The sequence below is a fragment of the Micromonospora sp. WMMD708 genome, from assembly GCF_049315245.1.
Taxonomy (GTDB): domain Bacteria; phylum Actinomycetota; class Actinomycetes; order Mycobacteriales; family Micromonosporaceae; genus Micromonospora; species Micromonospora wenchangensis.
This window is the reverse complement of sequence record NZ_CP186060.1, coordinates 3,494,897-3,515,267: the sequence shown is the minus strand read 5'-3', so window position 1 is coordinate 3,515,267 and position 20,371 is coordinate 3,494,897. Positions and strand designations below refer to the sequence as shown.

Below are 20,371 nucleotides of genomic sequence, written 5' to 3'. Positions count from 1 at the left end.
TCCGGTCAGGCGGCCGACCGGTCGCGGGTCCGCGCCGAACCCGCGTACGGCGGCAGCAGGCGCACCGTCGGGGCTGTGGCGGGTACGTCGTCCGCGCGCAGCCGCCAGGCGGGCCGGTCACCCCGGCCCCGCCCCGCCGGGCCGTCCGGACGCAGCCGGAGTCGGGACAGCGCGACCACGATCAGGTAGCCGGTGACCAGGAACCCGTGACTGACCAGCCGGGTCGGCTCCACCCGGCCGGTGACCAGGTCGTTGGCCGAGAGCAGCACGAGCGCGGCGACGAAGGCGCTCAACATCGGCAGCAGCCCTCCGGTCGGGGTGCGCCGGGCGGCCACGAAGAGGAAACCCGCGCCGACGGCGATGTTCCACGCGGCCGACTCGTGCCACAGGTGCCCGGACGCCAACGTGTCGAGCGCGCCGTGGGCGTGCCCGGTGGCCGGGCCCCGGCCGACCTGGGCCAGCCCCAGCACCAGTTGCAGGGCGCCGATGAGGGCCAGCCCGGTGCGCAGGGTCGGCACGAGCCGGTCCCGCAGCCGGCGGCGGGCGGGGAGCGCGGCCAGCACGACGTCGGCGAGATCGGAGCCGGCCGCCGGCTCCGGCCCTGCCGTGACGGCGGTCGTCGACCGCAGCCGGCCGGGCTGGTCGACAGTCGGGTCGCGGCGTTCGGTGGTGGAGAGCGTCAGGCGGGACCGCCGGGTCACCGTCGCGGCCCGGTCACACCAGACCCGGCAGCCCACGCACCCGTCCAGGTGCGCGTCCACCGCGATCCGCTCGGCGGGGGTCTCCTCGCCGTCCAACTGTGCCGACAGGATCTCCCGCCACTGCTCACACCCCATGTACGGGTAGTCGGCCGGCAGGGCGTGGTGGTTCCCGTGGGCTCTGCCGGGCGCGGTCGCGGCCCGGGGCCGACGGTCAGCCGGCGGCGCTTCCCGGCCGGCGGCGGATCGCCCGGGGGTTCCCCTCGACCGCCGCGACGAGATCCTCGCGGGCCCGGGCGACCCGGGACCGGATGGTGCCGACCGGGCAGCCGCACACCTCGGCCGCCTCGGCGTAGGACAGGCCGAGGACCTGGGTGGCGACGAACGCCTCCCGGCGGTCGGCGGGCAGGGCCAGCAGGAGGTCGTTGAGCACCACCTCGCCGTCGAAGCCGCTGCCCCGGGTGTCCGGCGTGTCGTGCCACTCGGACAGCGGCACCGTGCGCGGACGCGAGGTGGCGGCCCGGACGTGGTCGACGGCGGTCCGGCGGGCGATGCCGAGCAGCCACGTGCGGGCCGAGGAACGGGCGGCGAACGACGGTAGCGAGCGCATCGCCCGCAGGTACGTCTCCTGGGTGAGGTCGTCGGCCTCGGCCGGGCTGATCAGGTGCGCGACGAACCGTCGTACGTGCTGCTGGGTGGCCCGGATGAAGCGGGCCGCGGCCTCCCGGTCACCCCGACCGGCGGCCAGCGCCCACGCGGTGATCTCCGCGTCGTCGTCGCCCACCTGCCACCTCCGTGTCCGGTTCTGCCGCCTGCCGTGCTCCGTCGTCGTCCGTCAACGGTAACGACGGGGTGTAGTAGGTCCCGGGTGAGCGTACGGCATACCCGGCGTCACCCCCGCCCACTGGTACGGACGGGAGGCGTCGGCGGATCATCCGTACCGGGGTCGGGACCGGAGGCCCGCCGTGACCGGCCGGGCACGGGGTACGCGGCCGGGACGAGTTTTGATCATCTCGACCCCAGATTGGGACGCCGTAGCCAAAACTTTTGCCATCTGCGTAAAAAGTTAGTGAACTATTGATTGAAGTCCGCTCTTCGTGAGGATGATCCGATGCGCTGTCCCCCTCCAGCCACCGGACCCGCCGGGCGTACCCTCGCCGGCCTGCTCGCCCTCGTGTTCGTCGCGGCGGCGGTCCTGCTGCCCACCACGGCGGCGCAGGCGCACGGCACCCTGGCGATGTCCACCCCGGCGGCCAACGCCACCGTGGCCGAGCCGCTGACGACGGTGGAGCTGTACTTCACCGAGCAGGTCGCGGCCAACGCGTACTTCACCGTCACCGGGCCCGGCGGTGCCCGGGTCGACAACGGCTGGCGGCACGGCTCCCCCCGGCCCCTGGACAAGCCGGTCCGGGAGTACCTGCTGGTCGACGGCAAGTTCGAGCCGAAGGAGTACAGCACCGGCTTCCCGGCGGTGGTCACGCTGGCCCACCTGCCGGCGGCCGGCCAGTACGCGGTGAGCTACCTGTCGGTGGCCTCCGACGGCGAGCCGGTCCGGGGCACCATGACCTTCCGCTACACCGGACGCCCGACCGCCGCGCCGGCCGGCTGGCGGCCCCCCGTCGACCAGCCGGACCCGGCGCTGGTGGCCGCCGCCGAACAGCACGCCACCTCCGGCCACGCCGGCCCGGCGGCCTCCGCGGTGCCGACCGCCCCGGTGACCGCCGCCGCGCCGGCCGCCCCACCGGCCGCCGCCGCCTCCGACGACGACGAGGGCGGCCCCGGCTGGCTGGCCTGGGCCGGCGGTGCGGTGCTGGTCGCGGCGGCCGTCGGCTTCACTGCGTGGCGGCGTCGCCCGGTGCCCGCCACCCGGCCCGCCGGCCGGCCCCGCCCCGGGGGGACGGTCGCCCGGTCCGGGGGCGGCACCCGGGTCCACCGGTCGAAGGCGACGAGCGGCGGCAGGAAGGTGGCCCGTCCGGCCGCCGCCCGCCGTACGGTGGTCACCGCTGCGGTGACGACCTCCGCCAGGGCCGGCGCGGCCTCGGCCGGGGCGGTCCCGGCCGGGGTATCCGCCGCGACGTCCGCCGTCAGCGAGACGGTATCCGCCGCGACGGACGCCGGCACCGGGGAAGTGGCATCCGCCGCTCCTGCGCCGAATCCCGGGTCCCGACTGGGCAACACGGGTCTCGCGTTGCTGGTCGGCGGGCTGGTGGTGGCCCTGCTGGCGGGCTTCGGGCTCGGCCGGATCGGCTCCGGCACCCGACCCGCCGACGGCACCACCACCGCTGCCCCGCCGGCCACCGGTGCGGCGCTGGCGGCCGGGGACGGGCACCAGCACGGGCCCGGCACCGGGGCGCACACCCATCCCGGCGACGCTGGTGGGGCCCAGGCGCAGGTGACCGGGCTGTCGGTCAACGCCGGGGGTTACACCGTCGAACCGGCGGCCCGGACCCAACCGGCGGGCGTACGGGCCGACTACCGGTTCCGCATCGTCGGCGCGGACGGGAAGGCGGCGACCCGGTTCGCGGTCGTCCACGACAAGCCGCTGCACCTGGTCGTGGTGGGGCGGGACCTGAGCGGTTACCAGCACCTGCACCCGACCATGGCGGCGGACGGCACCTGGAGCGTCCCGCTGACCCTGACCCGGCCCGGCGGCTACCGCATCTACGCCGACTTCTCGGTGACCGGCGCCGACGGCACCACGGTCCCGCTGGTGCTGGGGGTCGACCACCAGGTGCCCGGTGCGCACACTCCCGTCCCGCTGCCGCCGGCCGCGTCGCAGTCGACGGCCGGGCCGTTCACGGTCACGATGGGTGGCACCCCCACCGTGGGGGTGACCGTGCCGCTGTCCTTCCGGCTCGACGGCGTCGACCCGGCCCGCCTGCAGCGCTACCTGGGGGCGTACGGGCATCTGGTGGTGGTGCGCGAGGGTGACCTGGGCTACGTGCACGTCCACCCGGACCAGGAACTGGTGGACGGGACGGTGCGGTTCTGGCTGACCGCCCCGAGCGCGGGCCGCTACCGGGCGTTCTTCGACTTCCAGGTCGACGGGACGGTGCACACCGCGCAGTACACCCTCGATCTGCCCTGAGCCCGGTTCCGGCCGACCCCGCGTGCACCGCCGGGGCCGGCCGGAACCGCCACCGCCCGCCCGGTCCCGCCCGGGAGGTCGACGACGCGGGGCGAATCGGTGGGCCCGTACCCGGGGTGTCGGGGGGAACGGCCATGATGGGCCGGTGAAGATCCTGTCCATCCAGTCCTCGGTCGCCTACGGCCATGTCGGCAACTCGGCGGCAGTGTTCCCGCTCCAGCGCCTCGGGCACGAGGTCTGGCCGGTGCTGACCGTGCACTTCTCCAACCACACCGGGTACGGCGCGTGGCGCGGGCCGCTGCTGGCCCCGGCCGACGTGGCGGAGGTGATCGAGGGCATCGCCGACCGGGGGGTGCTCGGCACCGCCGACGCGGTGCTGTCGGGCTACCAGGGCGACCCGGCGATGGGTGCGGTCATCCTCGCCGCCGCCGACCGGGTGCGGGCCGCCAACCCGGAGGCGGTGTACTGCTGCGACCCGGTGATGGGCGACACCGGGCGGGGGATGTTCGTCCGGCCCGGCATCCCGGAGTACCTGCGTGACGTGGTGGTCCCGCGCGCCGACATCATCACCCCGAACCACTTCGAGTTGGACTTCCTGGCCGGCCGGACGACCACCTCGCTGACCGCCGTGCTGGACGCCGTCGACGTGGTCCGCGCCACCGGCCCCCGGGACGTGCTGGTGACCAGCGTGCTGCACGACGACGTGCCGGCCGGCTCGCTGGAGGTGGTGGCCGTCTCGGACGAGGGCGCCTGGGCGGTGACCACGCCGCTGCTGCCGATCAACCCCAACGGCGGTGGCGACGTCACCGCCGCGCTCTACCTGGCCCACCTGCGGACGACGGGCTCACCGGCGACCGCGCTGGAACGCACCATCTCCTCGGTCTTCACCGTGCTGGAGCGGACCCTGGCGGCGGGCACCCGGGAGATCCAACTGGTCGCCGCCCAGGACGCCATCGCCGACCCGCCGGCCCGGTTCACCGCCCGCCGGCTGCGCTGAAGCGGGCACGGGCTGCGCCGCCGACCGGCCCCCGTCGGTGGCGTGTTCCGGCTGCGGTGGTCGGGGTGGCTTCTCCGGTGGTCGTGGCTTCTCCGGTGGGCGGGGCGGCGAGATCCAGGTGACCAGGACCACCGAGATGATCATGAGGAGAAACCACGAGGCGAGCTTCGTCGGCGACACCGGGTCCCACCCGGCCACCTGGCCGGGGTAGAGCCACGCCTGCGACCAGGTGGCGATGTTCTCCGCCAACCAGATGAAGAAGGCGACCAGGAGGAAGGCCAGCAGCAGCGGCATCCGCAACCGGAACCGGAAGACCCGGAACTGCATCACGCAACGGCCGAACACCACCGCGACGACGGTGATGAGCAGCCACCTGACGTCCGGCAGGTAGTGGTTGGTGAAGAAGTTGGCATAGATCGCGACCGCCACCAGCGCCGTCACCCGGCGTCGGGGGTAGCGCGTGAAACGCAGGTCGAACAACCTGTTGACCCGGACCAGGTAGGAGCCGACCGCGGCGTACATGAAGCCACTGAACAGTGGCACCGCACCGAGCCGCAGCACCCCGTCCGGGGCGTAGGACCACGAGCCGACGTGTGTCTTGAACAACTCCATCGCGGTCCCGACCAGGTGGAACAGCACCACCACCCGCAGTTCGCGCAGGGTTTCCAGCCGTCCGGCCAACATGGCCGCCTGGATGGCGACCGCGGCGACGGTCAGCAGGTCGTTGCGGGCGAGGCCGGCATCCTGCGGGTACCAGAGCCGGGCGGCCAGGATGACCGCCAGCATCGCCCCGCCGAACACGCACGCCCAGGCCTGCTTGAGCCCGAAGACCAGGAACTCGACCAGCCAGCCGGCCGGCCCGCGTCGGGGCAGCCGGGCCAGGACGGCGCGGAAGCGGGCGTCGACCGCACGCTCCGTCGTGGTCAGGCCGGTCGGTCCGGGCGCAGGAGGCATCGGGGGCGACGCTACCGGGTGCCGGCGCGGCCGGTGCCGACGGTCAGGGGGAGGTCGAGAGCGCGCCGATCAGGCCGAGGCCACCGCAGCAGAGCAGCAGCACCACCGGCAGGGTGACGAGCAGGATGCTGTAGTTCGACCACATACCGAACTTCGTCACGTCGGTGCCCTGCCCGTCGTGGACCCGGTTGCGCCAACCGCCGAAGCGGAACGCCAGCGGGTACACCAGTCCGGGCTGGACGGTGAGCGCGGTGGTGACGATCGGGATGCCCATGAAGTCCGTGTAGCGGATGTCGTGCGCCCCGGCCGGCACGGCCACGTACCAGGTGCCCTCGCCGGGGATCGACACCAACCGGCCGTCGACCTTGAAACGGCTGGTGGCCGGGACGGGCACCAGGTACGGACCGCGGTTGACCGAGACGGCCAGCACCGCGTGCCCCGGCGGTGGGGGAACCGGCTGCGGGTAGGCGATCAGCGGCGTGACGGGGCCGGGCGCGGACGGGTACGACGGCTGAGGGGGGTACGACATCGCCACATCCTGGCACGACCGTCGGACGCGGTGCGCGCGGGCGGCCTGTCACCTGCCGGCCGGGACGGCACCCGCCAGCCGAAGGACGATCCGGCTCGGGTTGAACCGTAGGCACCCCGGTTCGTATAAGGGGGCCGGGACGGGAGGATGTCGGTGGGACCGAGGGTGTGGAAGGCGATGGTGGCTATGCGGCGGGCCTTTGTCACGGTGCTGCTGGTCGGGATCGCGCTGCTCGTGGCGGCACAGCCGGCACAGGCGGCGCGGCCGGCGGGCGTGGCGCGGCCGGTCAGCGTGGTGCCGGCCGAGACCGGCAGGTACTACGTGGTCGGGCCACCCGTCGACGGGCAACGGGAGTACCTCTACGCCATCGCGCTGCGTACCCTCGGTAACGGCAACCGGTTCCGGGAGATCGTCGAACTCAACGTCGGCCGGGTCCAGCCCGACGGTGAGACGTTCACCGACGGGGTGGTCCTGCGCCCCGGATGGCGGCTCGTGCTGCCCCGGGACGCCCAGGGCCAGGGGGTACGGATCGGCCGGCTGCCGCAACTGGGACCACGGTCACCGGCTCCGGCCGGCCCGAGCCCGCGCGCCACGACCCCGTCAAGCCCCAGCCCGACCCCGCGCACGGTGGCCCCGTCCTCCGCGGCGGCCTCCCGTCCGGCCCGGACGGCCGCCGCGACCACCCGGGCCGTCGCCCGGCCGCCGGACCCTCCGCAGGCGGGCGGCGGGCTGGACCCGCTGCTGATACGGGTCGGTGCGGGGCTGCTGGCGGTCTTCTTCGCCGCCGTGGCCGTGCTGCTGCTGCGTCGTAGCGGGCCCCGCCGGCTGGTGCTCGAGGACGACGGGCCGTGGCCGCCGCAGCGGCACCACACCCCGACCCCCGCCGAACTGGCCGCCGGGCCGGTGCCCGACGCGGTGGACACCCCACCGTCCCCGGTCACCCGCCGGCCGCCCGCAGCCTCGACGCCCCCGCCCCCGCCCCCGCCCCCGATCACCCGGCCGGTCACGGCACCGGCACGGCGGCCGGCCCCGCCGACGGTCACCCCGCCGATCCTGCCCCCGCCGCCGTCGGTGGTCCTGCCGGCACCGCGTACCGCCGCCCGGCCAACCGCCCCGCCCCGGGCAGCGGAACCGGCACCGCTGCCGGCCGCCGCCACCCCGCCGGCGTCGGTCCGGCCGGAACCGGCCTCCCCGCCGGAACCGGCCTCCCCGTCGGAACCGGATTCTCTGCCAGGGCCGACCTCCGTGCCTACGTCGACCTCCGTGCCAGGGCTGACCTCCGTGCCGGCGTCGGAGCCCGTGCCGGGAGCGGGGGACCAGGTGGCGGTATCGGAGGCGGTGGTCCCCGGCACCCGACCGTCACCCCCGGCGGCCACGGGCGGGCTGCCCGCCAAGCCGGTCTGGCCGCCCCGGGCTCCGCAGGCGGCACCACCCCGACCGACCCCGGTCGACCCACCGCAGCCGCCCTCCGTCCCGGAGCCGCCGACCGTCCGGCAGCCGCCAGCCGTCCCGGAGTCGGCCGGGGTGGATCTGCCGCGTCCGGCGGTGCCGACCGGCAACGAGGTCCCGTACCTGAGCACCGAGCTGGAGACCGAACTGGGGCCGATCCGGGTCCGGCTGGTCGGGGTCGCGGCGGGCCGGGGCGCGCCCGCGTACGCCTGGCTCGGCCCGGACGAGGCCGCGCCCCCGGCGACCCTGCCCCTGGTGCTGGGTCACCGGGGACCGTGGCGGTTGCACGTCGACCTGGGCCGGGCACCCGACGTGCTCACCCTGGTCGGCGACACCGACGACTGCCGGCGGACGGCCGCCCTGTTCGCCGGGCGGCTGCGGGCCGGCGGCGTCGGCGTGGCCACGGTCGGCGACGTGCTCGGTGGACAGGCCCCGCAGGGATGCCGGTCGCTGCCGGGGTTGCCGGCGGCGGGCGCACCCGACGTCGACCCGCCCGCGCCGTACGTGGTGTTCACCCCCGGCCTGGCCGGTGCGGAACTGGCCGGGGCGCGGCGGCTCGCCACGGACACCGGGGGGCGGTGCGTGCCGGTGGTGATCGGGCCGGTGCCGGCCGGCCGGTGGTCGGTTCAGGTGTCCCCGGTCGACGGCGGGTCCACCACCCGGGCCGGTACGGCGGCCTGAAGGCCGGCGACGGCGGACGGCAGCGGCCCCGGGGTGACCTCCCCGATCCGCTGCCACCCGCCCCCCTGTGCCCGGAAGGCGCGCTGCACCACGATCCGGTCGTACGAGCGGCTGCCCAGGACCAGGTCCACCCCGGCCCGGTGCAGCCGGTCCACCCTGGTCCGGACCAGGGTCAACCCGGCCAGCATGGTGTGGGTGGCCCCGACGTCGACGGTGCGTCCCGCCGGCACCCGTACCTCCACCAGCAACCGGCCCGGCCGGGCCACCGGGCGCTGCTGGTAGAGCGGCAGCCAGCCCCGGGGCAGTCCCCGGGACCGGGCCGGCAGCAGCGCGTACGCCTGCCGGGTGCCGAAGCCGGGCCAGCGGCGGACGTCGTTCGGCAGCCCGGCGACCGACCGGTTGGTGGGTGCGGTACGGATCCGCAGGGGTTCACCGTCGGCGTCCACGGTGGGCAGCAGGCGGCTGAACCCGTCGCAGCGGAAACCGCCCACCAGGCGGACCCGGTCCAGCCGGGCGGCCGGCAGCAGGTAGGTGTCGGGGCTGCCCAGGACGTACTTGAACCGTGCCGGCACGTGCGCCCGCAGCACCGCCATCGGGATCGCGCCGCCCGGGGCGATCCGCACCCGCAGCAGGTCGCTGCCGGCCGGGGCCGACCGGGGGTCGAGGAACGCGGGTACGAACAACTCGACGCCGGGCAGCCCGTCGCCGACCGCCCGCGCCGGGTCACCCTCGACGAGGACGTACGCCTCGAACGTCTCGGCGTTGACCTGCTGGCCGCGCCGCAACCAGGGCGGGCCGTAGTCGGCCGCGCGGCGGCTGTCGGTGACCAGGGTCGGCCGGGGGAGGGGCACGGCCGGCTGTTCCGCCACCGCGACGTCGTCGCCGACGGGCGTCGGGGGTGCCGCGTCGGCCGGGTCCACCGAGGCGGGCGCGGCGGTGCCGTCCGGTCCGGGGGTCGTGTCGTCGGCGCGGGGCGGCCCCGGGTGGCCGTCGGCCGGCCCGGCGTCGGCGACTGCGGCGGCGGAGGAGACGACCACGATCCGTTCCCGGTCCCGTCGGGACACCAGCAGCCCCTCGGGGGTCGCGTCCAGGGTCGACGGGCCGTCGGCGTACCTCGGCCGGTGGGCCTGCCAGGCGGCGACCGCGCCCGTCGGGTCGAACGCCCGCAGGTCGCGCCGGTCGTCGATCAGCTCGGCCCGGCCGCCCGCGGGCGGGGTCCAGACGGTGGCCCCGGTCGTCTCGGCCAACTCGACCACCTCCGCGACGAGCCGGGCCTGCTCGTCGGCGTCGGACGGCCAGGTCAGCCAGAGCCGCAGGTCGGCGCCGTAGAGCGGCAGGTCGCCGAGGAGCGCGGCGAGCTGCCCGCCGCTGTGCACGTCCTGGGTACCGCTGTAGGTGCCGACGAGGAAACCGCCGGAGCGGGCGGTGACGGCGACGGTGACCATCCCGGTCGACGCGCCGAGCCGGTGCGCGGTGGCCCGCCGGGTCACGAAATCGGCCCGGGTGGCCAGGGCGAGGCCGTCGGCCAGCGGCAACCCCACCACCCCGGTACGGGGACGGACCAGCCCGTCGTCCACCGCGAACCAGCCGGGCAGGGAGGTGGCGAGGTCCGGTGGCTGGAGCACGAGCCAGTCCATCGGCTGGCGGGTCACCCGGTCCAGCGGCACCGCGTCCAGTGGCCCGCTGTCGGCGGTGGGACGGGTGGACCCGGCGGTCGACCGGTCGATGGCGTGCCTGATGTCGGAGCCGTCCGGGCTGACCAGCACGTCGTGCCCGAGCAGCCCGGCCACCTCGGTGAACAGGTCGAGGTGGCGGGCCCCGTCGTCGGCGAGGATCCGGACGTCCTGCGCCGCGTCCGCGCCGTGCCGGACCAGGGTGGCGACGGCCCGCGCGTCGAGCGGCCGGCCGGGTGCGGTGGGCAGCACCAGCCGTCCGCCGGGCCCCGGGGCCAGCCAGAGGTCGTACAGGCCGGCGATGCGGCGGTGCCGGCGCGGGTCGAAACGGCGGGTGGCCGGCACCCGGTCCAAGCCGTTGCCGCCCACCGGCTCCATCGTACGCCCGAGCCCGTTCACCGCCGCCCCACCTTCGTCTCCACCGGCACCTGACCGCCCGGCCGGTCGTTCGTCCCCACCGTCTCCGGTGGAGGGTCGCCCGCCTGCCGGTCACCTGTCCCCACCGGGGGGACGGCCCGAGGAGACGTTCCCGTCATCGGCGGCCGGTACCCTCGGCTGACCTCATGACGAGGATCATGGAAATCTGGTTCAGATTGATTTGAACGGACCGGCCGCTGATCCGCAATAGACGGTGAAGGCCGGTGACGCTCGGCCATGGTGACTGAAGGGGGACACCCAGTGCTGGCGAAGCGCTCGATCCTTGCCCGCCTGCTCGCGGTGGCGATGGCCGGCTGCGTGCTGATGGCGCCGACCGGGCCGGTTGTGGCGAAGGCCACCAACGATCCGCAGCCTTACGTGAAGTACTACGTGGTCGCTGCGCAGTACCAGGGTCAGCCGGAGAGCCTGACGGCGATCGCGCGGCGGTTCCTCGGTAGCGGCGAGCGGTCCGCGGAGATCTACCACCTCAACACCGGCCGGGTACAGCCCGACGGGTCCCGGCTGACCGACCCGGGCAGCCTGAAGGCCGGCTGGCAGCTGGTGCTGCCCTGGGACGCGGCCGGTGAGGGGGTGAAGTACGGCCAGCTCCCGACCGGCAAGCGACCCACCCCGGGTGCCCGGCCCTCCGGCGCGGCCGACCCCACGCCCAGGGCCGTCAGCCCGAGCCCGAGCCCGAGTCCGAGTCCGAGTCCGACCCGGCCGGGCGGCAGCCCCCGACCGGGCGCGAACGGCCCGAAGTGCACCGCCACCACCGGGTCGAGCAGCAGGTCGGACTGGGCGCAGCTGCGGATGGCCGCCGACAGCGCCTGGACCCTGACCCGTGGCAACGGGGTCAAGGTGGCGGTGGTCGACACCGGCGTCGACGCGAGTGTGCAGCAGCTCAGCGGCCGGGTGGCGGTCGGCGCGGACGTGACCGTCGGCAACGGGCGCGGCGACACCGACTGCCTGGGCAGCGGCACCGCGATGGCGGGCATCATCGCCGGTGACAGCAGCGTCGACGGCAGCCCGGTGGGCATCGCCCCGGACGCGACCATCCTGCCCGTGCGGGTGGTCCGCGGTTCGGGTGCCGCGCGGGCGGCCGACGCGGCGAACGCCATCGAGGTGGCGGTCAGCGCCGGTGCGTCGGTGGTCGCGGTCGGCTCGCACGTCGACCTCGGTGACCCGGCGGTGGCGTCCTCCGTGGCCACCGCCCTCGACCACGATGTCCTGCTGGTGGCCGGTGCGCCGACGAAGGCGGTGACGCCGCCGTCCCCGGCCGGCCGGTCCGGGGGCGGGGCGCTGCTGTTCACCGGTGGCGTCGGTGCCGGCGACCAGCTCGCCGAGCAGTACGTGGAGGGCGCGGTGGAGGTGGTCGCGCCCGGGGTGGACGTGGCGAGCCTCGGCGTGGGCGGGGGTAAGGCGGTCAGCAACACCGGCACCGAGTTCGCCGTCGCGTTCGTCGCCGGGCAGGCGGCCTTGATCCGGGCGGCCCAGCCCGACCTGACCGCCGCCCAGGTCAAGGAGCGCATCCGCAGCACCGCCGACGCGATCGGCACGGCCCCCGACGCCAGGTACGGCTCCGGCATGATCAACCCGGCCGCCTCGGTGTCGGTGGCGGTCGACGACCGCAACCAGGTGGCCAGCCAGCAGCAGGGCAACAACGGCGCGGCGCTCGCCGTGATCCTCGGCATCGCGCTGCTCTGCGGCGTCGCCGTGGTCTTCGGCCTGCGGCTGCGTCGCCGCCGGTTCGCCGGCTGAGCCGGTCACCGGTCGTGCCCGGCCCGGCCGTCGACACCGGTACCGGGCCCCGGTAACCGCCGGGCCCCGGTAACCGCCGGGCCCCGGTAACCGCCGGGCCCCGGTGGTCCCGACGCGACGGGCTCCGGTGGGCGTGCCCACCGGAGCCCGCCTGTCGGTACGGCTACCGCCGGGTGAAGGTCTGCTTCGGGTTGAACACGCAGATCCAGGACATCATCGGCGCGCCGACGCCGTGCCCGTCGACGTCCAGGCAGCGGTCGGTCTCCCGGTTGAACAGGGAGGTGCGGCCGTTGTGCTCGATCCACTCCCACTTCTGGGCGGGATTGCCGCTGCACACCGCGACCTGCACGGGGGTGCCGTCCTTCTTCTCACCCCAGGCCACGTCGAGGCAGAGCCCGTTGGCCCGGACGCTGCCGTCGGAGCGGAAGTCCCACCACTGCGACCGCTCCTCCCGGCACTTGTTCAGCACCGCGCGTACCCCGTCGCTGGTCCCGGCGGTGACGCACAGCCCGGTCTCCTTGCCCACGAGCTGCTTGGTGCCGGCCGGTCGGGTCGGTGCCGCCGCCGGCTTGGCCGACGGGCTCGCGGGCGGCGGCGGGGCGTCCGAGCTGCCCTTCGGGCTGGGCGACGGCGACGCCGGGGGCGTCACGGTCGGGCTGGGCGACGGCGACGCCGACGGCGGTGCCGGCCGCAGCCGGTTGTCGAGGGCGTAGTAGTCGGTGTGCTCCCGCACGGTCCGCAGGAACGCCTGCGTCCCGGCGTCCAGGTCACCGCCGGCCTGACGGACGGCGGCCGGGCCGTTGCGGTACGCGGCCAGCGCCAGTAGCGACGGGTCACCCTCCAGCCCGGACAGCTCCTTGTGCAGGGCGCACAGGGCCGTGCCGACCGCCGGGACCGCCGCCTGCGGGTCCCACGCCGAGGCGTCGGACGGGCCGTACGCCTGCCACACCTCGGGTCGGAACTGCGCGACGCCCCGCTGCCCCTCGGGGCCGAGCAGGTTGGCGTCGAACCCGGACAGTGCCATCAGCTGCGCGGCGACCAGCGGCGGCGTCACCTCGGGGCAGACCGAACCGGCCCGCACGACGAGTGCCGTGTAGTTGCCGGGCACCGCCTTGGGCTGCTGGACGCCGGTGCTGGGACGGGGCTGGCCGGATCCGCCGAACGCGGTCAGCTTGCCGTAGTAGGCGGCGTACCCGCTGGCCTGGTCGACGTACTTCACCGCGTCGGTGGGTACCCCCTCGGCGTCGCGTACCTCGTCGAGGCCGGTGTGGAACGCGGCCAGCGAGAGCCGCCAGGTGTCACCCGGGACGTCCGCCAGCCGGACCTGGCCGCTGAGGTCGCACATCAGGTGGGCCAGGGCGAGGATGTTCGCGGCCGGGTCGGAGCGCTCCGCGCCGGGCCACGGTGCCCACGCCTTCCACGCGGCGGCGTCGAGGCCGGCGATGCCCTGCCCGCCGGAGGCGGTCCGGTCGGCCCGGCCGTCCAACCCCGACTCGGCCATCAGCTGACCGGCCAGCCGGGCCGGGGTGAGCGTCGGGCACGAGCGGGCGGCGGCCTGGATGGTCGTCAGGTGTTCCTTCGAGACGGGCCGACCGGTCAGGTCGTCGTCGCGGGCCTCGGCCGCGCCCCAGCCGACAGCGGCCACCACCATGGACAGCACGGCGAGTCCGGCGACGACGAAGGCTGCGGTACGACGGGGGATCGACCCCAGTCGGGCGAGTACGGAGGGGTGATCGGATTTCACGGGAGGTGTCCCTTCCGGCGTGGCGACATCGCTGTCGTGACGGATGCGCGATGTCCCTGGTTCACCGGGCTCGAATCGGATCTGATGATTTTGGTCCGGTCGACATTGAACCGAGGGGGGTAGCGGGCCGTCAACGTGGCTACCGCCGGGCCGGGCCGGAGTCACACCGGGCGTCGGCGGCGATGGCCGTGTCGTTGATCGGAGCTTGGGATGCTTTCTCGCCGCAGGGTACTCGGGATGGGATTCGCCGGTGCCGCCGTGGTCGGTGTGCCGCTGGTGGCGGCCCCGTTGATCTCGCGGGCGCGGGCCTCGGGCGGTCTGCCGCTGAACGTGGTGAACAGCACGGGCCGGTTCGCCAACGCGGCGATCCGGATGTACGTCGTCGGCACCGACCCGGAGACCGGGGCGATGGGCTACGTCCGGGAGAGCGGACGGTTCACCCCGGCCGACCCGGCGCACAACGGCCCGGACGGGGCCGCCGACATCGGCGTCCGGCTGGCCGATTCCGGGGTGACCCGGTTCGTGCTGCCGATGATGTCGGGCCGGATCTACTTCGCCATCGACGGTGAGCTGCGGTTCACCGTGGTCACCGACGGCAACGGCCGGCCGGCGTTGCAGTACCCGGTCGGCTGGGTGACCGACGACCCGAGCTTCGGCGTGCTGCACGACTGCTGTGAGTTCACCTACAACGCCTCCGGCATGTTCTGCAACACCACCACCGTTGACATGTTCAGCATCCCGCTGTCGATCCGGCTGCTCGGTGACGTGGAGCAGGCCACCGGCAAGCTGGTCGACGGCGGCCGGGACGCGATCTTCGCCGAGCTGTCCCGCCAGCCCGGCTTCGAGCGGCTGGTGCTCGGCGACGGGCTGCGCGTCATCGCGCCGGGCAAGGGCATCGAGACGGGCCGCTTCGACCCGGCGTACTACGACGGTTACATCGCCGAGACCTGGGACCGGTACAGCCGTACCGAGCTGCGGGTCCACGGGCCGACGGGCACCTTCCGGGGCCGGGTGGTCGACGGGCGGTTCACCTTCGACGGCGGGGTACGCGCCTTCGACCGGCCGTCGACGCTCAACGTGTTCCACTGCGACGGGGCGCTCGCCGCCCCCAACGACGGGCGCTCCGGGCCGGTGGCGGCGGTCCTCGGGGCCGGGTTCAACCGGTCGGTGCTCGACCAGCCGGACCAGCCGACCACCAGCCGGGACGCCTACTACCAGCATCCGGTGACCAACCACTACTCCCGGGTGCTGCACCGGCACAGCGCCGACGGCCGCGCGTACGGCTTCCCCTTCGACGACGTCGCCGACGACGCCTCCTACATCCAGGACACCGCACCCCGGGAGATGACCATCACGCTCACCCCGTTCGGCGGGGGCGCGGCCGGACAGCCGGCACCCGAGGCCGAGCGCCCGGTGGTCGTCGAGCGTCCGGTGGAGGTCGAGCGTCCGGTTGAGGTCGCCGCCGCCCGGGGCGTGGGCCAGGAGATCGCGGCGGTCAGCTTCGACCGGCAGCAGGGCGTACGGAAGGAGCCCTCCAGCGAGGGCGGCGAGCACCTGGGCTTCCTCGCCCACGGCGACTGGGCCGGGTACCGGGGGGTCGACTTCGGCCGCGAGCCGGCGACCCAGTTCCAGGTGCGGGTGGCCTCCGGCGCGCCGCAGGGCGTCTCCGGCCTGATCGAGGTACGCCTCGACGCCCCCGGCCTGCCGCCGGTGGGCAGCGTCGCGGTGGCCGGCACCGGAGGCTGGCAGAACTGGGTCACCGTGCCGGGGAACCTCGCCCCGGTGACCGGGGTGCACGACGTCTACCTCACGTTCGCCAGCGGCCAACCCGAGGAGTTCGTCAACGTCCGCTGGCTGCGTTTCACCCGATGAGCGCGGCCACCCTCGTCGCCCCCGCGCACGACACCGACCGGTGGGCCGCCACCGTGCCGTCCACCGCCGTACCCCGGCCTCACCGGTCGGCGGGCCGACGGCCCGGTCGACCGTCCGATCAGTACGGTTATGCTCTCTTCCTAGACGGGCTCGACGTCGAGACGACGGCGCGGCCGTACGGGGGTGACCCGTACGTCAGGGGGAGGCGTTCTGTGTCGGCGGTGCCCAACGAAGCGCCCGGGGTGACCGGCCACGCGGCGACCGAGCGGGCCTCCCCCGAGGCCCTGATGCGCTGGATCCACGAGCAGTACCGGGGACCGCTGCTGCGCTTCCTCACCCGACTGGTCCTCGGCCGGCAGGAACTCGCCGAGGACCTGGTCCAGGAGACGTTCCTGCGCACCTGGCGGAACCTGGAGACGCTGGCGGAGGACCCGCGCCGGATCGCCCCGTGGCTCTACACGGTCGCCCGGCACGTGGCCATCGACGCGATGCGCGCCCGGCAGTCCCGCCCGCCCGAGGTGGCCATCCCCGACCTCAACCGGCTCGCCTCGGCCGACGACGAGATGGACCGGGTGGTCAGCACCCACACCGTCCGGCTGGCGTTGCAGCAGATCAAACCGGAACACCGTGAGGTGCTCGTCGAGATGTACTACAAGGGCTCCTCGGTCGCCGAGGCCGCGCAGCGACTGGGAATCCCGGAGGGTACGGTAAAGTCCAGAACGTACTATGCGGTGCGCGCGCTGCACGCAGCGATCGGCCCGACCGAGTCGTCGTGATGGCGCGACGTGTCGGTTTCCCGCTCGATCTCCCGGACGGCCGCCGTCCCGGGGGTCGTCACACCGTCACCGGTGTCTCCGGGTCGAGAAGGGGGGCGTGATGCGCACCGGGGGCGAACCTCCCACCGCTGAGCACGCCGCCCTGGCTCTCTACCTGCTCGGCGCACTCGACGACGCCGACCGGGTGGCGTTCGAGGCCCACCTGGCCGGCTGTGACGAGTGCCTGTCCGCAGCGGGTGAGATGGGCGGCGTGACCAGCGCCCTCGGCGGGCTCGACGCCGCCGACTGGGACGACCTCGCCGGGCTGACGCCCGAGTTCCCGCTACCGCCCGGGTACGGCCCACCGCCGGACCGCGCCCCCGCCGTGCCGCCTGCCGACCCGCCAACGGCCGCTGCGCTGCCTGCCGACCTGCCACCGGCCGACCCGCCGTCGCCAGGTCCGCCACCGGGCCCGCTGTCGGCCGACCCGCCGCCGGTGGGCCCGCCATCCCCCACCGGTTCCGGTCGTCCGGCGGCACCGGTGCCGCTCGCGCGTCCGCCCGCCGGCTCGCCGCCGCCGGCACCCCCCGCCGACGGCGAGCCGGTGACACCCACCGCCGACGGTGTGCCGGCGACCGTCGCCGGATCGACCCCGACCCCCGCCGACGCCGGGCCGCTCGCCGACGTACCGCCGGCCCCGCGGTCCGGCACGCCGGTCGTGGCCCCCCGACGGGGTGACCGCCGGGGGGCCGGCCCGCGTACCACCGGCCGTGGGGCAGGCAGCCGCCCCGGCGGGGACCGGCCCGCGACGGCCCCCGGCACGGGGGGCACCCGCCCCGCCGACCCGGCCCGGCGTCGCCGGATGGTCCTCTGGGGCGGGGTGGCCGCCGCGCTGGTGGCAGTCGTCCTGGCCGGCGGGACCGCCGTGGTCGACGGCTTCGGCGACCGCAGCGGCGTGGTGCTCACCGCGACCGGGGAGGCGCCGGCCGAGGGGGTGAGCCTCTCCGTCGCGATCACCACCGACGAGGGGCGGGGCTCCACCATCCGGATCACCGCCACCGGCCTGCGTCAGGGCCTGCGGTACCGGCTGTTCGCGGTGACCCGCGACGGCGTCACCCACGTGGTGCGGGACTGGACCGCCTCGACCGGCCCGCAGGAGGTGACCGGCGAACTGTCGCTGCCGGTCGCGGACCTGGCCTTCGTCACCGTGGGGCTGGTGGACGGCACCGCGATCGTCACCGCCCCGATCTCCCGCTGAACCGTCCCGACCCGCCCGGCCGGGGTCCGGGCGACCCGGCCCGCGCCCCGGACCCCACCCGCCGGTCCGGAGCCGGGCAGGCCACCGGGGTCAGTACGGGTCGGTGTGCGGGACCTCCTTGGCCCGGTGCGCGCCCGCCTTGCAGCCGGCGAACGGCCCGGCCGGGTTGCGCAGGCTGGTCAGCACCGGTTCCAGGTAGTCGCGGTGCCAGTTGGCCGGGCCGCACAGGCCCGCCTCCGGGCCGGTGAGTTCCTGCCAGGCCAACCACAGGCCGTGCAACTGCGCCACCGCCTCGGGGTGCCGCCACCACTGCCCGCACCACGGCGCGGTCGAGGACGCCTCCCGGGCGTAGATCGGCACGAGCAGCAGCCGGACCCAGTTGCTGAGCAGCTCCAACTCCTCGACGTACTCGTCGTCACGCAGGTAGAGGATGAACGGCGAGGTGGGCGGCCGGTCGCCCGGCGGCGCGTCGTCGGCACGGGTCTGCTCCTGCGGGGTGGTCACCGTCATGGACACTCCTCATCGGTCTGCCGGTCGGATCGGTTCCGCCGGTCGGTGCGGTCAGTCGCCCGAGGCGGTGGGGCTGGGCGAGGCGGTGGGCGGGAACGACGGCGGCGGACCGCCGATCCCCTGGTACTTGGCGAACAGGGACCTGACCTGCGCGAGGTAGAGCTGCGCGGCGTTGGTGGAGGGCACGCCACCGGCCCGGCGTACCTCGTCGATGCCGACGGCGTACGCGGCGAGCGTCAGATCGAGCACGTCACCGATCGCCTCGCCGTCGTCCAGCAGGGCCTGGGCCTGCCCGGCCAGCGCGCAGACGTGCTTGGCCTGGGCGGCGATCGAGTCCTCCTCGTCGACCGCGTCGGTGTCGCCGTCGTCGTCGGCGTCCTCGCCGTACCGGGTGAACACCTCGGGCGGCAGTTGGGAGATGCCCTTCTCCCCGTTCGGGCCGACCTTCGCCGGGTCCCACCCGGAGGCCACCTCGATCTGCGCGGCGATCACCACGGGTCCGATCTGGGTGCAGGTCTTCCCGGCGTCCTCGATGCTGTCCGCCAGCCCCTCGGGCACCTGGTCGGGGTCGAGGGTGCCCTTGCCGTCGCCCTGCGCGGCGGCCAGCGAGTCGTCGGCGGCGCTGACCGGGTCGGCCGACCCACCGCCGCCGCCGAAGAGCAGGATCAGCGCGACGAGCGGGGCCAGCAGCACGCCCAGCGCGCCGATCACGAAGACGGCGGCGGCCCCGACCACCCCGGCCACCGGGGTCGCCAGGCAGCTCAGCCCGGCCGCGACGGCCGCGCCGATCAGCGCCGCGCTGCTCCGGTTCGACCCTTGCGTCGGCTCCGCGCCGTCGTTGTCGGACGCTGCCATGTCGCCTCCCAGGCTGCTCACCACCGTGGTGGAAAAAAGTTCGTCCCCGGCGTGAACCGGGTGGCGGGGCCTGTCGTAGTGGCGTCCGTCGACCGCCCGCCCGCCGTACTGACGGGTCCGGACCCGGGGTGGTTCAACCGGGAAGTCGACGACGTGGAGCGACATCCGAAAGGAGGTGGGTGCATGGGGTCCGCGACGATGACCGACCCGGCAGCGCGGATGCCACCGGGGCCGCCGTCCGCCCGGACCGGTCCCGGGGCGGCCCCGTCCCGGCGTTCCCTGGCCGAGACGGGGCTCGGCTGGATCGCGGCGCACGGGGGCGCCGGCACGACGACGCTGTCCCGGCTCTTCGGCGGCGTCGACCTCGGCTGCCGGTGGCCGGACGCCGCGCGGGCGGAGCCGGCCACGGTGATGCTGGTCGCCCGGACCAACGCCGAGGGTATGCGGGCGATGTCCCGGGCGCTCAACGCGCTGCGGGAGGGACGTCATCCGCCCGGCATGCGGCTGGTCGGCCTGGTGTTGCTGGCCGACGCCCCGGGCCGGCTGCCGCCGGCGCTGGCCCGCCGCATCCGGGTGCTGCGGTCGGTCGCGCCGGTGCACCGGGTGCCGTGGATTCCGGCGTGGCGGCTGGGACAGCAGCCCGCCCGGATGCCCAGGGCCCTGGACCGGTTGCGGGCGGCGACCGGACCGGCCGGCGAGGGGAGGACCCCGTGACCTCCGGGTACGGGACCGTCGCCGCGGTCCTGGCGCGCGGTCCGGCGGCGGCACCCTCCCCGCTGCCGGCCTTCAACCCCCCGCCGCCGTACAACCCGGCCGGTGGCGCGGCCGACGACCTGCTGAACCTGCTCGCCTGGGGGGTCAGCGCGGCGGGCGTCGCCGGGCTGCTCATCCTCGGCATCTCGATGGCCATCCAACTCAACCGGGGTGTGCCCGGGGAAATGAGTGACCACTTCCGCGGGGCGGTGTTCGTCGCGATGGGCTGCGTGCTCGGTGCGACCGCCGGACCGCTCGTCATGTTCTTCGGCGACCTCGGACTCTGAGCCGACCGCCGCCGGCCGCAGCGCACCCGCACTGCCGGCCCTGTTCCACCTCCGTCACCGCCGGAGCGTCGTCGACGCCTCCGGTGATGCCAC

General features: G+C 75.2%; 16 protein-coding genes and 1 pseudogene. 9 read left to right on the top strand and 8 right to left on the bottom strand.

What is annotated here, in order from left to right:
• Positions 1-5: 5 nt before the first annotated feature.
• Complete coding sequence (locus tag ACN260_RS15475) at positions 6-836, bottom strand: zf-HC2 domain-containing protein (RefSeq protein WP_422751786.1); 831 nt, start codon at positions 834-836, stop codon at positions 6-8.
• A gap of 76 nt (positions 837-912) precedes the next feature.
• Positions 913-1,482, bottom strand: a complete 570-nt coding sequence (locus tag ACN260_RS15470) for a sigma-70 family RNA polymerase sigma factor (protein WP_422751785.1) — start codon at positions 1,480-1,482, stop codon at positions 913-915.
• Positions 1,483-1,809: 327 nt separating this feature from the next.
• On the opposite strand from ACN260_RS15470, the gene ACN260_RS15465 reads away from it, so the two are divergent.
• Together ACN260_RS15465 and pdxY are read left to right on the top strand one after the other, a co-directional pair.
• Complete coding sequence (locus tag ACN260_RS15465; RefSeq protein ID WP_422751784.1) at positions 1,810-3,786, top strand: copper resistance protein CopC; 1,977 nt, start codon at positions 1,810-1,812, stop codon at positions 3,784-3,786.
• Positions 3,787-3,931: 145 nt separating this feature from the next.
• Positions 3,932-4,783, top strand: coding sequence for a pyridoxal kinase PdxY (pdxY, locus tag ACN260_RS15460; RefSeq protein ID WP_422751783.1), 852 nt, complete (start codon positions 3,932-3,934; stop codon positions 4,781-4,783).
• A 96-nt stretch (positions 4,784-4,879) separates the two neighbouring features.
• Here the strand turns inward: pdxY and ACN260_RS15455 are convergent.
• A pseudogene (locus ACN260_RS15455) lies at positions 4,880-5,737 on the bottom strand (DUF817 domain-containing protein); the annotation flags it as partial.
• Between the two features lie 43 nt (positions 5,738-5,780).
• A complete protein-coding gene (locus ACN260_RS15450; RefSeq protein WP_422751782.1) occupies positions 5,781-6,266 on the bottom strand; it encodes a hypothetical protein in 486 nt (161 codons plus the stop codon).
• A 153-nt stretch (positions 6,267-6,419) separates the two neighbouring features.
• Here ACN260_RS15450 and ACN260_RS15445 point away from each other — a divergent pair, with 153 nt between their 5' ends.
• The gene (locus tag ACN260_RS15445) at positions 6,420-8,396 is read left to right on the top strand and encodes a hypothetical protein (RefSeq protein WP_422751781.1); all 1,977 of its coding nucleotides are present in this window, start codon (positions 6,420-6,422) and stop codon (positions 8,394-8,396) included.
• Here the strand turns inward: ACN260_RS15445 and ACN260_RS15440 are convergent.
• The gene (locus ACN260_RS15440) at positions 8,342-10,447 is read right to left on the bottom strand and encodes a hypothetical protein (RefSeq protein ID WP_422756727.1); all 2,106 of its coding nucleotides are present in this window, start codon (positions 10,445-10,447) and stop codon (positions 8,342-8,344) included. The genes ACN260_RS15445 and ACN260_RS15440 overlap by 55 nt on opposite strands.
• A 300-nt stretch (positions 10,448-10,747) precedes the next feature.
• Here ACN260_RS15440 and ACN260_RS15435 point away from each other — a divergent pair, with 300 nt between their 5' ends.
• Entirely contained in the window at positions 10,748-12,244 is a 1,497-nt protein-coding gene (locus ACN260_RS15435; RefSeq protein ID WP_422751780.1) for a S8 family serine peptidase, read from the top strand.
• Positions 12,245-12,407: 163 nt separating this feature from the next.
• Here ACN260_RS15435 and ACN260_RS15430 read toward each other — a convergent pair whose 3' ends face one another.
• Positions 12,408-13,988 (bottom strand): ricin-type beta-trefoil lectin domain protein, encoded by a 1,581-nt coding sequence (locus ACN260_RS15430; protein WP_422751778.1) that lies wholly within the window; start codon positions 13,986-13,988, stop codon positions 12,408-12,410.
• A 237-nt stretch (positions 13,989-14,225) separates the two neighbouring features.
• On the opposite strand from ACN260_RS15430, the gene ACN260_RS15425 reads away from it, so the two are divergent.
• The 3 genes from ACN260_RS15425 (at position 14,226) to ACN260_RS15415 (ending at position 17,873) form a co-directional block, all read left to right on the top strand.
• Complete coding sequence (locus tag ACN260_RS15425) at positions 14,226-15,860, top strand: beta-1,3-glucanase family protein (RefSeq protein WP_422751777.1); 1,635 nt, start codon at positions 14,226-14,228, stop codon at positions 15,858-15,860.
• A gap of 221 nt (positions 15,861-16,081) precedes the next feature.
• Positions 16,082-16,636, top strand: coding sequence for a sigma-70 family RNA polymerase sigma factor (locus tag ACN260_RS15420; RefSeq protein ID WP_422751776.1), 555 nt, complete (start codon positions 16,082-16,084; stop codon positions 16,634-16,636).
• Between the two features lie 100 nt (positions 16,637-16,736).
• The gene (locus ACN260_RS15415) at positions 16,737-17,873 is read left to right on the top strand and encodes a zf-HC2 domain-containing protein (protein ID WP_422756726.1); all 1,137 of its coding nucleotides are present in this window, start codon (positions 16,737-16,739) and stop codon (positions 17,871-17,873) included.
• 90 nt (positions 17,874-17,963) lie between these two features.
• Here ACN260_RS15415 and ACN260_RS15410 read toward each other — a convergent pair whose 3' ends face one another.
• Both ACN260_RS15410 and ACN260_RS15405 read right to left on the bottom strand, forming a co-directional pair.
• Positions 17,964-18,383 carry a DUF4913 domain-containing protein gene (locus ACN260_RS15410; protein ID WP_422751775.1) on the bottom strand — a complete coding sequence of 140 codons (420 nt, stop codon included), beginning with the start codon at positions 18,381-18,383 and terminating at the stop codon, positions 17,964-17,966.
• Between the two features lie 51 nt (positions 18,384-18,434).
• Positions 18,435-19,238, bottom strand: a complete 804-nt coding sequence (locus ACN260_RS15405) for a transglycosylase SLT domain-containing protein (RefSeq protein WP_422751774.1) — start codon at positions 19,236-19,238, stop codon at positions 18,435-18,437.
• 183 nt (positions 19,239-19,421) lie between these two features.
• On the opposite strand from ACN260_RS15405, the gene ACN260_RS15400 reads away from it, so the two are divergent.
• Both ACN260_RS15400 and ACN260_RS15395 read left to right on the top strand, forming a co-directional pair.
• A complete protein-coding gene (locus ACN260_RS15400) occupies positions 19,422-19,952 on the top strand; it encodes a hypothetical protein (protein WP_422751773.1) in 531 nt (176 codons plus the stop codon).
• The gene (locus tag ACN260_RS15395) at positions 19,949-20,278 is read left to right on the top strand and encodes a hypothetical protein (protein WP_422751772.1); all 330 of its coding nucleotides are present in this window, start codon (positions 19,949-19,951) and stop codon (positions 20,276-20,278) included. The genes ACN260_RS15400 and ACN260_RS15395 overlap by 4 nt, the downstream gene beginning before the upstream one ends.
• The last annotated feature ends 93 nt before the right edge of the window (positions 20,279-20,371 follow it).